Origin of the sequence: Streptomyces sp. 351MFTsu5.1 (assembly GCF_000383655.1) — a bacterium.
Classification (GTDB): domain Bacteria; phylum Actinomycetota; class Actinomycetes; order Streptomycetales; family Streptomycetaceae; genus Streptomyces; species Streptomyces griseorubiginosus.
Window position 1 is genome coordinate 475,478 of record NZ_KB911779.1, and the last position, 12,444, is coordinate 487,921.

Consider the following 12,444-nt stretch of genomic DNA (forward strand, 5'->3'; position numbering starts at 1 on the left):
TCGCGCGACGTGATGCGTAGCTCACCCGGCACCCTTCTTACTGGCCTCTCACCCCGTCGGCCGCAACGCGGCGAGCCGCTCCTCGAAGGGCACGACGTCCTCGAAGCTGTCCGCCGAGGGGCGCCGGCCGGTGGCCCCGGGGCCCGCCGACAGCCCGCTCATGAGCGCGGCCAGCTCCCCGGCCGCCTGCTCGATCCGCGCGTCGAGACCTTCCGCACCCCAGTCCTCCGAGGCGGCGTACACCCCGGTCGGCACGACGATGGCCTTCAGGTAGGAGAAGAGCGGCCGCAGGGCGTGGTCCAGGACCAGGGAGTGCCGTGCGGTCCCGCCGGTCGCGGCGATCAGCACCGGCTTCCCCGCCAGCGCCTCCGGCTCGACGAGGTCGAAGAAGGACTTGAAGAGCCCGCTGTACGACGCCGAGAACACCGGTGTGACGACGACCAGTCCGTCCGCCCCGGTCACGGCGTCGAGCGCGGCGCTCAGCGCCTGGCCGGGGAAGCCGTTGGTGAAGTGGTGCGCGATGTCGACGGCGAGTTCCCGCAGCTCCACGACCTGGACGTCCACCTCGGCGGTACGCCCCACGGCCGCGGCCAGCCGGTCGGCCAGCAGACGGGTGGACGACGGGACGCTCAGCCCCGCGGACACGACGACGAGCTTCATGCGACGACCTCCTTCTTCTGCACGGCCTGTCCGGCCTCGTTCTGCGCGGCGGCCAGCAGGGACGCGTGGGTGGGTGCCTCCGGGACGTCCGCCGGCCGGTTCACCGCGAACTCCTTGCGCAGCACCGGGACGACCTCCTCGCCGAGCAGGTCGAGCTGCTCGAGGACGGTCTTCAGCGGCAGCCCGGCGTGGTCCAGGAGGAACAGCTGGCGCTGGTAGTCGCCGGCGTACTCGCGGAACTTCAGCGTCTTCTCGATGACCTGCTCCGGGGAGCCGACGGTCAGCGGGGTCTGGTCGGTGAACTCCTCCAGGGAGGGCCCGTGACCGTAGACCGGGGCGACGTCGAAGTAGGGGCGGAACTCGCGGACGGCGTCCTGGGAGTTCTTCCGCATGAACACCTGTCCACCGAGCCCGACGATCGCCTGCTCCGCGGTGCCGTGCCCGTAGTGGGCGTACCGGCTGCGGTAGAGCTCGATCATCCGCTTGGTGTGGTCGGCCGGCCAGAAGATGTTGTTGTGGAAGAAGCCGTCACCGTAGTAGGCGGCCTGCTCGGCGATCTCGGGCGACCGGATGGAGCCGTGCCAGACGAACGGCGCGACCCCGTCCAGCGGCCGGGGCGTCGAGGTGAACCCCTGGAGCGGCGTGCGGAACTTCCCCTCCCAGTTCACGACGTCCTCGCGCCACAGCCGGCGCAGCAGGGCGTAGTTCTCGATGGCGAGGTTGATGCCCTCGCGGATGTCCTGCCCGAACCAGGGGTAGACCGGCCCGGTGTTCCCGCGGCCCATCATCAGGTCGACGCGCCCGTCGGCCAGGTGCTGGAGCATCGCGAAGTCCTCGGCGATCTTCACCGGGTCGTTGGTGGTGATCAGCGTGGTGGAGGTGGAGAGGACGAGCTTCTCGGTCTGCGCCGCGATGTAGCCGAGCATGGTCGTCGGCGACGACGGCACGAACGGCGGGTTGTGGTGCTCCCCGGTCGCGAAGACGTCGAGCCCGACCTCCTCCGCCTTCAGCGCGATCGCGACCATCGCCTTGATCCGCTCGCGCTCGGTCGGCGTACGTCCGGTGGTCGGGTCCGGCGTGACATCACCGACGCTGAAGATCCCGAACTGCATGGTCGCTCACCCTCCAAGTAGTTGACGGTTAAACTATAACCGCACGCCCAGGAGAACGAGGACCCACCCGCACATATTCCGGGGGCCACCCAGGGACGCGGTGCAGCCTCGCCCCACGCCCCCACCAAGCCACTCAGGGGCGCGGGGAACTGCGCGACAAGCCCCCACCGGCCCGCAGCCGCCCCACAACCGAACCCGGCACCCCCCCTAGGCGCCCCACGCCTCACGGAACCAGCACAAGCCGCCCCCGCACCCCACCCTTCTCCAACCGCGCATGAGCCTCGGCCACCGAGTCCAACCCATACGTCTCGGCCACCCGCAGCGTCAGCGCCCCCGCATCCACCAGCCCCACCAGCTCCGCGAGCCGCGCCCCGTCCGCCGTCACCGACACGGACGCCGTCCGCACCCCACGCACCGACCCGGGATGCGCCCCCGGCCGCACCCCGACATAGGCACCCCCGTCCCGCACGCACGCGAGCGCCGCCTCCCCCAGCACGGCCGTGTCCAGTACGGCGTCGTAGACACCCGCACCGGGAGCGGTGGTGAACTCCGCGGCCCCCAGGGACCGTACGAACTCCTCGTCCCCCTCCCGGGCCAGCCCGGTCACCGACACCCCCTGCCGGGAGGCGAGTTGCACGGCGAACCCACCGACCGCCCCCGCCGCCCCCGTGACGAGCAGCGACTGCCCCTCGGTCAACTCCAGGAGATCCAGGGCCTGTACGGCGGTCAGCGCGTTCAGCGGCAGCGTCGAGGCGTGCACCGCGTCGACCGTGACCGGCGCCTTGGCCACCGCGTCCGCGTCGACGACGACGTACTCGGCATGCGTCCCCACGTCCTTCGTGAGCCCGTGGTACAGCGCCACCACCGGCTCCCCCACGCTCCAGGGACCGTCCGCCCCCACCGCGTCCACGGTCCCGGCGACGTCCCAGCCCAGCCCGAGGTCCTTGCCCTCGCCGCCGAAGAACCCGCCCCGGACCCCCAGGTCCACCGGGTTCAGCGCGGCACCGGCCACCTTGATCCGTATCTGCCCGGCCGCCGGCTCCGGCAGCGCGGTCTCCACCACCTCCACGGCCTCGGGTCCGCCGAACGTCCTCACCACAGCAGCACGCATGACTGAGCACTTCCCATCGGTCACTGTCAGCGCCGGAACCTCCGCCGCTGACGGCAACCCTAGGAAGAGCTACTATCTATCGGTAAGTAGTTACCTGGAAGTGCGTAGGTCCCCCGGAGGTGAGCCATGCCGACCACGACAGCGGCCCAGCGGCGCGAACAGGCACGCGTGGAGTACGACGCGTTCATCAAGGGCTGCCCCACCAACCAGCTCCTGGACCGCCTCAGCGACAAGTGGGTCAGCCTCGTCGTCGCGGCGCTCTCGGGCGGCCCCATGCGCTACAGCGACCTCAGCCGCAAGATCGCCGGCGTCAGCCCGAAGATGCTCACCCAGACCCTCCGCACCCTTGAGCGCGACGGCATCCTCACCCGCACGATCACCCCGTCGGTCCCGGTAAGGGTCGACTACGCCCTGACGCCTCTGGGAAGCAGCCTCGCGGGCCTCCTCACGGCAGTGAAAACGTGGGCGGAGACCCACATCGAAGAGGTCCACGAAGCAAGAGACCGCTACGACGCGGAAACGGCCTGAGGTTCCCATGCGACACCGGCCCAGGTAACTCCCTCAGGGGCGCGGGGAACTGCGCGACAAACCCCCACCGGGCCGCAGCCGACCGACGACCGCACCGCCCCCCACCTCGTCCCTCCCCGGCCGTCAGAAGTAGTACTCGTCCCCACTGTCCAGCACCAACACCCGCTGCCGGTCATTCGCCCGGTTCAGATCCACCGTCCCTCCGTTCCACACCGTGTCGATCTCCAGCAGCACCTCCGACGGCACCCCCACCAACCGCACCCGCATCTCCACCCGCTCCCCCACCGCGTCCGCGGCCAACGCCCCCACCCGGCACAGCACCACCCGCTCCTCCGCCCGAGCACACCCGTCCGGCAACGTCAGCCGGTCCTCCAACGGCTCCGACCACCGCAGCCGCACGGTCGCGTCCGGTACGGCCGCCGGCCCGTGATTGCGCGGAGTGAACCGCAGGTCCACCCGCCCCCCGGCCAGGGACGCGGCCCCGTGATACGCCAGATCCGCCTCGGGCCCGCCGACGGCGACCGCCGTACCCCCACCCACCAGCACCGCAGCCGCCACCGCCGCCGCACCCCGCACCGCAAGCACCCGCATGCCACCCACTCCTCGCTCCCGCCGCCCGAACCGCGTGGTCGCAGGGATGTATCCCACGTACGGCGAACGACAGGCGCCCTCCATCAGGTGACACAGGTCCCGGCCGGACGGCGTGCGAAGCTGGGCGCCATGCTCGTAGCCCGTTCCGCCGCCCTGTTCGTCGTGGCCGCCCTCTTCGAGATCGGCGGCGCCTGGCTGGTCTGGCAGGGCGTACGGGAGCACCGCGGCTGGATGTGGACCGCCGGCGGAGTCCTCGCCCTCGGCGCCTACGGCTTCGTCGCCACCTTCCAGCCCGACGCCCACTTCGGCCGCGTCCTCGCCGCGTACGGCGGTGTCTTCGTGGCCGGCTCGATCCTGTGGGGCATGGCCGCGGACGGCTACCGCCCCGACCGCTGGGACATCGCGGGCACGCTGATCTGCCTCGCGGGCATGGCCGTGATCATGTACGCGCCGCGCGACTGAGAGCCGTACTGCTGGGAGCCGTACTCACGAAGCCTCGTCGGGCAGCAGCCCCAACTGCCCCAGGAACTCCATCTCGTCGAAGTAGAGCCGGTAGTCGGTGATCCGGCCGTCCTTCACGGTGGCGATGTCGACCCCGCGGATCCGGATCTCCTTCCCGGTGGCGGGCAGCGTGCCTCCGTCGGGCAGCTGGATGGGCCCGGTGTTGCGCCCGTGGTAGAAGCCCTCGTCGATGGCCGTGTCCCCGACCTCGTAGGAGTGCAGCGACTCGAACCTGGCGTCCGGCACCGCCTCCGTCATCCGCCGCCAGTACTCGACGATGTCGTCCCGCCCGTGGAGCGCCCCCTCGTCCGGGGTGGAGGCGACCGCGTCCTCCGCGTACAGCTCGGCGATGACCTTCAGGTCCGGGTGTTCGGTGAGCGCATCGGTGAGCCGGTCCATGACCTCACGCGCTTCTCCCATGATCCACCTCCTCGGCTCGGAGGATCACCCCTCCCATCCTCCCACCGGCCCGCGATACGGACCGCCGGAGAGGAGGCCGGAGCGCCTGCCTATCCTGGCTGACGAAGCCGGATCGTCCCCCGCCCGAGGAGCACCCATGCCCAGCGCAGCGTCCCGCATCGCCGTCGTCACCGGTGCGAGCAGCGGAATCGGCGCCGCGACGGCCCGGCAGCTCGCCGCGGCCGGCTACCGCGTCGTCCTGACCGCCCGCCGCAAGGACCGGATCGAGGCGCTCGCGGAGGAGATCAACGCGGCGGGCCACCAGGCCACGGCCTACCAGCTGGACGTCACGGACCGGGCCGCGGTCGACGAGTTCGCGACGGCCTTCAGGACGATCGGCGTGCTGGTCAACAACGCCGGCGGAGCGCTGGGCGCCGACCCGGTCGCGACCGGCGACCCGGCCCACTGGCGCACGATGTACGAGACGAACGTCATCGGCACCCTGAACGTCACCCAGGCCCTGCTCCCCAAGCTGGAGGCGAGCGAGGACGGCACGATCGTGATCCTCTCCTCGACGGCCGGCCACGGCACGTACGAGGGCGGCGGAGGCTATGTGGCCGCGAAGCACGGCGAACACGTGCTGGCGGAAACGCTCCGCCTGGAGATCGTCGGCAAGCCGATCCGCGTGATCGAGATCGCCCCCGGCATGGTCAAGACCGACGAGTTCGCCCTGACCCGCTTCGGCGGCGACGAGCAGAAGGCGTCCAAGGTCTACGAGGGCGTGGCGGCCCCCCTGACGGCCGACGACGTGGCGGACACCATCACCTGGGCGGTGACGCGCCCCAGCCATGTCAACGTCGACCTCCTGGTCCTCCGCCCCCGAGCCCAGGCCTCCAACACGAAGGTCCACCGCGACCTGTGACCGGACCCGAGAAGGACAGAAAAGACCCCCACGACGAACGCCACATGTGGTGGTGGCTCGCCTACTTCCTCTTCGGCATCCACATCGTGGCGTTCGTCATGATCTACGCGGCAATGCACGCCCCGAAGTGAACGCAGGTACAACTCAACCCTTCACACACACGACCTGCTTCAGCTTCGCCACGACCTCCACCAGGTCCCGCTGCTGGTCGATGACCTGGTCGATCGACTTGTAGGCGCCCGGGATCTCGTCCACGACGCCGGAGTCCTTGCGGCACTCCACGCCCCGCGTCTGCTCCTCCAGGTCCCGCGTCGAGAACCGCCGCTTGGCCGCGTTGCGGCTCATGCGCCGACCGGCGCCGTGGGACGCCGAGTTGAAGGCCTTCTCGTTGCCGAGGCCCTTCACGATGTACGAGCCCGTCCCCATGGATCCCGGGATGATGCCGTACTCGCCGGCCCGGGCACTGATCGCGCCCTTGCGGGTGACAAGCAGGTCCATGCCCTCGTACCGCTCGCGGCTCACATAGTTGTGGTGGCAGCTCACCTCGGGCTCGAAGACCACCTTGGCCTTCTTGAACTCCTTGCGGATCACATCCGATAGAAGCGCCATCATGATCGACCGGTTGTACTTCGCGTACTCCTGGGCCCAGTAAAGATCGTTCTGGTACGCCGCCATCTGCGGAGTCTGCGCGATGAAGACGGCCAGATCCCGGTCGACCAGCCCCTGGTTGTGCGGAAGCTTCTGGGCCACGCCGATGTGATGCTCGGCCAGTTCCTTGCCGATGTTCCGGGAACCGGAGTGCAGCATCAGCCAGACAGAATCGGTCGTATCCGTGCACACTTCTACAAAATGATTGCCGGATCCGAGCGTTCCCATCTGCTTCCCGGCGCGTTCGTGACGGAATTTGACCGCCTCGGCCACTCCCTCGAACCGCCCCCAGAAGTCGTCCCACCCGGCCGTCGCGAAGCCGTGCATCCGCCCGGGGTCGACGGGACTGTCATGCATCCCCCGCCCCACCGGAATGGCCTGCTCGATCTTCGACCGCAGTCGCGACAGATCCCCCGGCAGGTCGTTCGCCGTCAGGGACGTCTTCACCGCCGACATTCCGCAGCCGATGTCCACACCGACCGCCGCCGGGCACACCGCACCCTGCATCGCGATCACGGACCCGACCGTCGCCCCCTTGCCGTAGTGGACGTCGGGCATCACCGCGAGGCCCTTGATCCACGGCAGGGTCGCGACGTTGCGCAGCTGCTGGAGGGCCACGTCCTCGACCGTCGCCGGGTCGGTCCACATCCTGATCGGGACCTTGGCGCCCGGCATCTCCACGTACGACATATCGTCCTCATTCCCCCGGAAACAAACAGAAGTCTCATAGCGCAAAACCGGCGCCAAGGTCGACGTATGGGATGACGGACCGGCGTTCACGGCTGTGCGTGCGATACACATTGTCTGCTGGGGACGCCCCCGCGCGGCAAGCGAATAACCTGCGGGGACACTGAGATCCCCACGAGTCGGAGACATCCGAGAGGAGCCCCACCGTGCAGCGGAAGGCCTACGTACCCGGCGTCGCCGCCCTCCTCGCGGCGCTGTTGGCCGGCTGCACCGGCAGCTCGGGCGGCGACGGCACGACGGACGACGCCAACCCCGGAGACGCGGGCACCGCCTCCGCCGTGGCCCAGCCCGGCAAGTACCGCACCCTGCCCGAGGCCTGCGGTGTGGTCAGCCAGAGCACCCTGGACACGCTGCTGCCCGGCATCCAGCAGATCACCGACGAGGACCAGCGCGCCAAGGCCTACGAGGGCGAGGCCACCCTCACCTACGACACGGACCGCAAGGTCGGCTGCCGTTGGAAGGTGGAGGCCGCGGACGCCACCGAGTACCTCTCGGTCGACTTCGAGCGTGTGGTGTCGTACGACAACGCGGTCAGCGACGACAGCAAGGCGCAGGAGGTGTTCGCGCAGGCCGAGGAGAAGGCCGATCTGCCGGCATCGGCGACCGCGGGTGCCACCTCGGACGTGGAGGAGAGCGGCACGGCCGCCGGTTCCACGGCGTCCCCGGCGGCCAAGCCCAGCGGCTCCGCCTCCGCCTCGGCCTCCGCTTCCCCGAGCGGGTCGTCCTCCGTCACCCCGGCCGATGTCCAGCCCCGGTTGCTGGACGATCTGGGTGACGAGGCGTTCCTGGACGACGCGTTGAGCACGTCGGGTTCGACGGCCAAGCAGCGCAAGGTGACTGTGGCGTTCCGCACGTCCAACGTGATCGTGACGATCGAGTACGAGGAGCAGCCGACGACGATCGGCGTCACTCCGGACAGTGAGGAAATGCAGGACAACGCCCGGAAACTGGCCTCTCAGCTGGACGGGTCGCTGTCCGGTTGAGCGCTCTCCACACACCTCTCACGCATGCGCGCGAGGCGTTCGAAGCTGGACCGCACGGCATCCTCACCGCGTACCGTGGCCCCTCGGACCCGATCCGACGGCAGGAACCACAGCGTCTTGAGTGAAGGAACCATGCAGCGACGAGCAGAGCGTGACCAGGGTGCCCAGCGAGCGAAGCGTCTTCACCGCGTCCTTGTCTGCGCGGCCGCAGTCCCGGTGATGCTGATCGCCGCCGGCTGCTCCTCCGACTCCGGCTCCGGATCCGGCGGTGACAGCGCCGGCGGCGGCAACGGAAGCGCGAGCAGCGGTCCGGGCGCGGAGAGCGGTGCCTCGGCGTCCGCGGCTCCCACGGTGCAGGCGGCGGCGTACAACTCGCTTCCCGACGCGTGCGGGACGCTGTCGAAGAAGACCCTGAAGTCGCTGACCCCGGAGACGTCCAAGGGCAAGAAGGGCACGGCGGAGGCGGGCACGCGGGGCAGTTGCTCGTGGAGCAGCCTCGACAACAACGGTGTGAAGGGCTCCCAGTTCCGCTGGCTGAACGTCTCGCTGCTGCGCTTCGAGTCGGACACCTCGCGCGGTACGGGTGAGGCGCAGGCGGCGAAGTACTACGAGCAGCAGATCCAGGACGCCCAGTCGGTGGCCGGTGCGAAGAACACCAAGTCGCAGGCGGTGGCGGGGACGGGTGACGTGGCGACGCTGGTGCGCTACGACCTGAAGAAGAAGGAAGGCGCCTTCAAGCAGCAGACGGTCGTCGCCCGGGTGGAGAACGTCGTGGTGACGGTCGACTACAACGGCGCGGGTCTGGCCGGCGACAAGACGCCGAACGCGGACGATCTCAGCAAGCTGGCGGAGCGGGCAGCCAAGGAGACCGTGGCCGCGGTGTCGGCGGCGAACGGCGAGGGAGGGGCGAACCCGGCCCCGTCGGCCCCTCAGTCCAAGGCTCCGTCGAAGTCGGCGTCGCCGTCCCCGACCGCGTCGAAGTCGGCCTCGACGTCGGCTTCTCCGTCCAAGTCGGCCGCGAAGAAGAGCTGAAGCAGTACTGAGGGCCTGATCCGGCCACCCGTGCGCAGCACATATGTGCCACTCTGTTGCGCGCAACAACACGCACAGGGAGGGGAGTACGGGTGGCCGCGCCCATGCAGCTGACTCGAATGCACCGCGTGCTCATAGGCGTGGTCGTGTTCGGCGCCGTGATCATCGCCGGCATCGGCTTCGCGGGGTCGTACGCGGCCGTCCGTGAGCTCGCCATCAAGAAGGGCTTCGGGAACTTCAGTTACGTGTTCCCGATCGGCATCGACGCGGGTATCTGTGTCCTGCTGGCCCTGGATCTGCTGCTGACGTGGATCCGTATCCCCTTTCCTCTTCTGCGTCAGACGGCCTGGCTCCTGACGGCCGCCACGATCGCCTTCAACGGCGCGGCGGCCTGGCCGGATCCGCTGGGCGTGGGCATGCACGCGGTGATCCCGGTGCTGTTCGTGGTGGCGGTGGAGGCGGCCCGGCACGCGATCGGCCGGATCGCCGACATCACGGCGGACAAGCACATGGAGGGTGTCCGCCTCACGCGCTGGCTCCTCTCCCCGATCCCCACGTTCCTCCTGTGGCGCCGTATGAAGCTGTGGGAGCTGCGCTCCTACGAGCAGGTCATCAAGCTGGAGCAGGAACGTCTCGTCTACCGGGCCCGTCTCCACTCCCGCTTCGGCCGGGCGTGGCGTCGGAAGGCCCCGGTGGAGAGCCTGATGCCGCTCCGGCTGGCGCGCTACGGCGTCCCGCTGGCGGAGACGGGCCCGGCGGGTCTGGCGGCGGCGGGCATCGAGCCGGTCCTGCTGCCCCCGGCGCCGGTGCAGGCGGAACTGCCCTCGGCCGCCCCGGTCGCCGCGGCTGCGGACAGTCGTCCCGCGGTGGCGGCCCCCGTCCCTCCGCGAGCAGCTCCGGAACCTGAGCCCGAGCCCGACCAGAGCCCCTGGTTCGAGACTCCCAAGCAGGTCGAGTACCAGGGTGGCTACAACCCCGACTACGACCCGGCGGAGCAGTACAACCGCTGGTACGAGGAGCAGTTGGAGGCCGAGCAGTACGAGCTCCAGCAGATCCAGTACGAGGAGCCGCCCAGGGAGCCCGCCGTCGAGCCCTCGATGGAGGAGACCGGCAGCTTCCCCATTCCGGTGTCCAGCGGCCGCACCCGTGAGCTCGGCGAGGGCGGCGGCACCCCGGAGCCGACCGAGGAGGACTTCTACCAGGTCTTCAAGAAGTCGATAGACGGCAGCTACCCGTCCCCCGGCCAGCTCAGGGGCGACGTGGAGGCGACGTACGGCGTGGTCCTCTCGCAGCGCGACGCCGAGCGCATGGTCAACCGCTTCACGAACCGCCACACGGCGGAGCTCCAGGAAGACCACATCGCGTAAGAGGCATGAAAAAGGGGGCCCTCCACATCGGAGGGCCCCCTTCCCGTTAAGCCGTACCGCCGTACCGCCTACTCCCCGAGCAGCGCCCGTACCCGCTCCTGCCCGACCGCGAGCAGCAGCGTCGGCAGCCGCGGACCGGTGTCACGGGACACCAGCAGCTGGTACAGCAGGGCGAAGAACGTCCGCTGGGCCGTCTTGATCTCGGCCGGCAGCTCCTTGGGCGTGGCGTCCGCGGAGAACCCGGCCTGCACCTTGGGCACCCCGTACACGAGGTGGGTGAGCCCGTCGAGGGACCAGTGCGAGGCGAGGCCGTCGAGGAGCAGCCGCAGGGACTGCTGGGAGGCCTCGTCGAGGGACTTCAGCAGCTCGGCGTCGGGTTCGTCGCGCACGATGGTCCGCTGGTCGGCGGGCACCTGCGTGTTGATCCAGGCCTCGGCCTTGTCGTACCGGGGCCGCGCCTCGTCCAGCGCCGAGATGGGGTTGTCGGGGTCCAGCTCGCTGAGGATCCGCAGCGCCTGGTCCTCGTGCCCGGCGGTGATGTCGGCGACGGAGGCCAGCGTCCGGTACGGCAGCACGCGCGCGGTGCGGGGCAGCTCGCCGGCAGCCGTGCCCACCGCACGCGAGTGGGCGGCGACATCGCCCGGCAGCGCGGAGCCGTCGGAGACCTTGGCGTCCAGCTTGTCCCACTCGTCGTAGAGCCGCTGGATCTCCTGGTCGAAGGCGATCTTGAAGGACTGGTTGGGCCTGCGGCGGGCGTAGAGCCAGCGCAGGAGCTGCGGCTCCATGATCTTCAGCGCGTCCCCGGGCGTGGGCACACCACCGCGGGAGGACGACATCTTGGCCATGCCGGAGATGCCGACGAACGCGTACATGGGCCCGATGGGCTGCTTCCCGCCGAAGATCCCGACGATCTGGCCGCCGACCTGGAAGGAGGAGCCGGGAGAGGAGTGGTCGACCCCGCTGGGCTCGAAGATCACGCCCTCGTACGCCCACCGCATCGGCCAGTCGACCTTCCAGACCAGCTTGCCGCGGTTGAACTCGTTGAGCCGGACGGTCTCGGAGAAACCGCAGGCGTTGCAGGTGTACGACAGCTCGGTCGTGGCGTCGTCGTAGGAGGTGACCGTGGTGAGGTCCTTCTCGCAGTTGCCGCAGTAGGGCTTGTACGGGAAGTACCCGGCGGAGCCGCTGGACCCGTCGTCCTCGGCGGCCGCGCCGGACCCCTCGGCGGCCTCGACCTCGGCCTCGTCGAGGGGCTTCTGCTGCTTCTTCGCAGCGGCGGGGGCCTTCTTGGTCCGGTACTGGTCGAGGATCGCGTCGATGTCCCCGCGGTGGGCCATGGCGTGCAGGATCTGCTCGCGGTAGACGCCGGAGGTGTACTGCGCGGTCTGGCTGATCCCGTCGAACTCGACACCGAGTTCGGCGAGGGCGTCGACCATGGCGGCCTTGAAGTGCTCGGCCCAGTTCGGGTGTGCGGACCCGGCGGGCGCGGGCACGGAGGTCAGGGGCTTGCCGATGTGCTCGGCCCAGGTCTCGTCGACACCGGGGACCCCGGCGGGCACCTTGCGGTACCGGTCGTAGTCGTCCCAGGAGATGAGGTGGCGCACCTGGTGGCCCCGGCGCCGGATCTCGTCGGCGACGAGGTGCGGGGTCATGACCTCGCGAAGGTTCCCGAGGTGGATGGGCCCGGAGGGGGACAGCCCGGACGCGACGACGACCGGTTTGCCCGGGGCCCGACGCTCCGACTCCTCGATGACCTCATCCGCGAAACGGGAGACCCAGTCGGTGGTCTCAGCGCTCTGACCCACGATCGGCACGTCCTCTTTTAATGATGGCGTTGATGGAG

Annotated in this window: 14 protein-coding genes; 7 read left to right on the forward strand and 7 right to left on the reverse strand. The window is 69.8% G+C overall.

From position 1 onward, the window contains the following. Positions 1-48: 48 nt before the first annotated feature. The 3 genes from H295_RS0114245 to H295_RS0114255 all read right to left on the reverse strand — a co-directional run bounded on the left by H295_RS0114245 (position 49) and on the right by H295_RS0114255 (position 2,883). On the reverse strand, positions 49-660 hold the full coding sequence (locus H295_RS0114245; protein WP_020136009.1) for an FMN reductase: 612 nt from the start codon (positions 658-660) through the stop codon (positions 49-51). Beyond that, positions 657-1,772 (reverse strand): LLM class flavin-dependent oxidoreductase, encoded by a 1,116-nt coding sequence (locus H295_RS0114250; protein WP_020136010.1) that lies wholly within the window; start codon positions 1,770-1,772, stop codon positions 657-659. The genes H295_RS0114245 and H295_RS0114250 overlap by 4 nt, the downstream gene beginning before the upstream one ends. Before the next feature lie 223 nt (positions 1,773-1,995). Next, positions 1,996-2,883 carry an NADP-dependent oxidoreductase gene (locus H295_RS0114255; protein ID WP_020136011.1) on the reverse strand — a complete coding sequence of 296 codons (888 nt, stop codon included), beginning with the start codon at positions 2,881-2,883 and terminating at the stop codon, positions 1,996-1,998. Between the two features lie 126 nt (positions 2,884-3,009). Between H295_RS0114255 and H295_RS0114260 the strand changes: the two genes are divergently transcribed. Then, on the forward strand, positions 3,010-3,411 hold the full coding sequence (locus H295_RS0114260; protein WP_020136012.1) for a winged helix-turn-helix transcriptional regulator: 402 nt from the start codon (positions 3,010-3,012) through the stop codon (positions 3,409-3,411). Between the two features lie 123 nt (positions 3,412-3,534). On the opposite strand, the gene H295_RS0114265 is transcribed toward H295_RS0114260, so the two are convergent. After that, positions 3,535-4,002 carry a hypothetical protein gene (locus tag H295_RS0114265; protein ID WP_020136013.1) on the reverse strand — a complete coding sequence of 156 codons (468 nt, stop codon included), beginning with the start codon at positions 4,000-4,002 and terminating at the stop codon, positions 3,535-3,537. Positions 4,003-4,131: 129 nt separating this feature from the next. On the opposite strand from H295_RS0114265, the gene H295_RS0114270 reads away from it, so the two are divergent. After that, positions 4,132-4,464: a YnfA family protein gene (locus H295_RS0114270; protein WP_028809347.1), complete on the forward strand. Its 333-nt coding sequence runs from the start codon at positions 4,132-4,134 to the stop codon at positions 4,462-4,464. A 24-nt stretch (positions 4,465-4,488) separates the two neighbouring features. On the opposite strand, the gene H295_RS0114275 is transcribed toward H295_RS0114270, so the two are convergent. Continuing rightward, positions 4,489-4,923 (reverse strand): ester cyclase, encoded by a 435-nt coding sequence (locus tag H295_RS0114275; RefSeq protein ID WP_020136015.1) that lies wholly within the window; start codon positions 4,921-4,923, stop codon positions 4,489-4,491. Positions 4,924-5,059: 136 nt separating this feature from the next. Between H295_RS0114275 and H295_RS0114280 the strand changes: the two genes are divergently transcribed. Further along, a complete protein-coding gene (locus tag H295_RS0114280; RefSeq protein ID WP_020136016.1) occupies positions 5,060-5,824 on the forward strand; it encodes an SDR family NAD(P)-dependent oxidoreductase in 765 nt (254 codons plus the stop codon). Beyond that, a complete protein-coding gene (locus tag H295_RS48385) occupies positions 5,821-5,955 on the forward strand; it encodes a hypothetical protein (RefSeq protein ID WP_258318921.1) in 135 nt (44 codons plus the stop codon). The genes H295_RS0114280 and H295_RS48385 overlap by 4 nt, the downstream gene beginning before the upstream one ends. A 13-nt stretch (positions 5,956-5,968) precedes the next feature. On the opposite strand, the gene H295_RS0114290 is transcribed toward H295_RS48385, so the two are convergent. Continuing rightward, a complete protein-coding gene (locus H295_RS0114290; RefSeq protein ID WP_020136017.1) occupies positions 5,969-7,162 on the reverse strand; it encodes an RtcB family protein in 1,194 nt (397 codons plus the stop codon). 203 nt (positions 7,163-7,365) lie between these two features. Here H295_RS0114290 and H295_RS0114295 point away from each other — a divergent pair, with 203 nt between their 5' ends. The 3 genes from H295_RS0114295 (at position 7,366) to H295_RS0114305 (ending at position 10,601) form a co-directional block, all read left to right on the forward strand. Further along, positions 7,366-8,202, forward strand: coding sequence for a hypothetical protein (locus H295_RS0114295; RefSeq protein ID WP_020136018.1), 837 nt, complete (start codon positions 7,366-7,368; stop codon positions 8,200-8,202). A gap of 132 nt (positions 8,203-8,334) precedes the next feature. Then, positions 8,335-9,234, forward strand: a complete 900-nt coding sequence (locus tag H295_RS0114300) for a DUF3558 family protein (RefSeq protein ID WP_106960837.1) — start codon at positions 8,335-8,337, stop codon at positions 9,232-9,234. 104 nt (positions 9,235-9,338) lie between these two features. After that, complete coding sequence (locus H295_RS0114305; protein WP_234021607.1) at positions 9,339-10,601, forward strand: DUF2637 domain-containing protein; 1,263 nt, start codon at positions 9,339-9,341, stop codon at positions 10,599-10,601. Positions 10,602-10,669: 68 nt separating this feature from the next. On the opposite strand, the gene lysS is transcribed toward H295_RS0114305, so the two are convergent. Next, the gene (gene lysS, locus H295_RS0114310; protein ID WP_020136021.1) at positions 10,670-12,415 is read right to left on the reverse strand and encodes a lysine--tRNA ligase; all 1,746 of its coding nucleotides are present in this window, start codon (positions 12,413-12,415) and stop codon (positions 10,670-10,672) included. Positions 12,416-12,444: the final 29 nt, after the last annotated feature.

Coding starts and splice junctions, on each gene's coding strand:
- H295_RS0114255 (WP_020136011.1), bottom strand. CDS start 2,883: ATGCGTGCTGCTGTGGTGAGGACGTTCGGCGGACCCGAGGCCGTGGAG.
- H295_RS0114265 (WP_020136013.1), bottom strand. CDS start 4,002: ATGCGGGTGCTTGCGGTGCGGGGTGCGGCGGCGGTGGCGGCTGCGGTG.
- H295_RS0114270 (WP_028809347.1), top strand. CDS start 4,132: ATGCTCGTAGCCCGTTCCGCCGCCCTGTTCGTCGTGGCCGCCCTCTTC.
- H295_RS0114290 (WP_020136017.1), bottom strand. CDS start 7,162: ATGTCGTACGTGGAGATGCCGGGCGCCAAGGTCCCGATCAGGATGTGG.
- H295_RS0114245 (WP_020136009.1), bottom strand. CDS start 660: ATGAAGCTCGTCGTCGTGTCCGCGGGGCTGAGCGTCCCGTCGTCCACC.
- H295_RS0114305 (WP_234021607.1), top strand. CDS start 9,339: ATGCAGCTGACTCGAATGCACCGCGTGCTCATAGGCGTGGTCGTGTTC.
- H295_RS0114250 (WP_020136010.1), bottom strand. CDS start 1,772: ATGCAGTTCGGGATCTTCAGCGTCGGTGATGTCACGCCGGACCCGACC.
- H295_RS0114275 (WP_020136015.1), bottom strand. CDS start 4,923: ATGGGAGAAGCGCGTGAGGTCATGGACCGGCTCACCGATGCGCTCACC.
- H295_RS0114260 (WP_020136012.1), top strand. CDS start 3,010: ATGCCGACCACGACAGCGGCCCAGCGGCGCGAACAGGCACGCGTGGAG.
- H295_RS0114300 (WP_106960837.1), top strand. CDS start 8,335: ATGCAGCGACGAGCAGAGCGTGACCAGGGTGCCCAGCGAGCGAAGCGT.
- H295_RS0114280 (WP_020136016.1), top strand. CDS start 5,060: ATGCCCAGCGCAGCGTCCCGCATCGCCGTCGTCACCGGTGCGAGCAGC.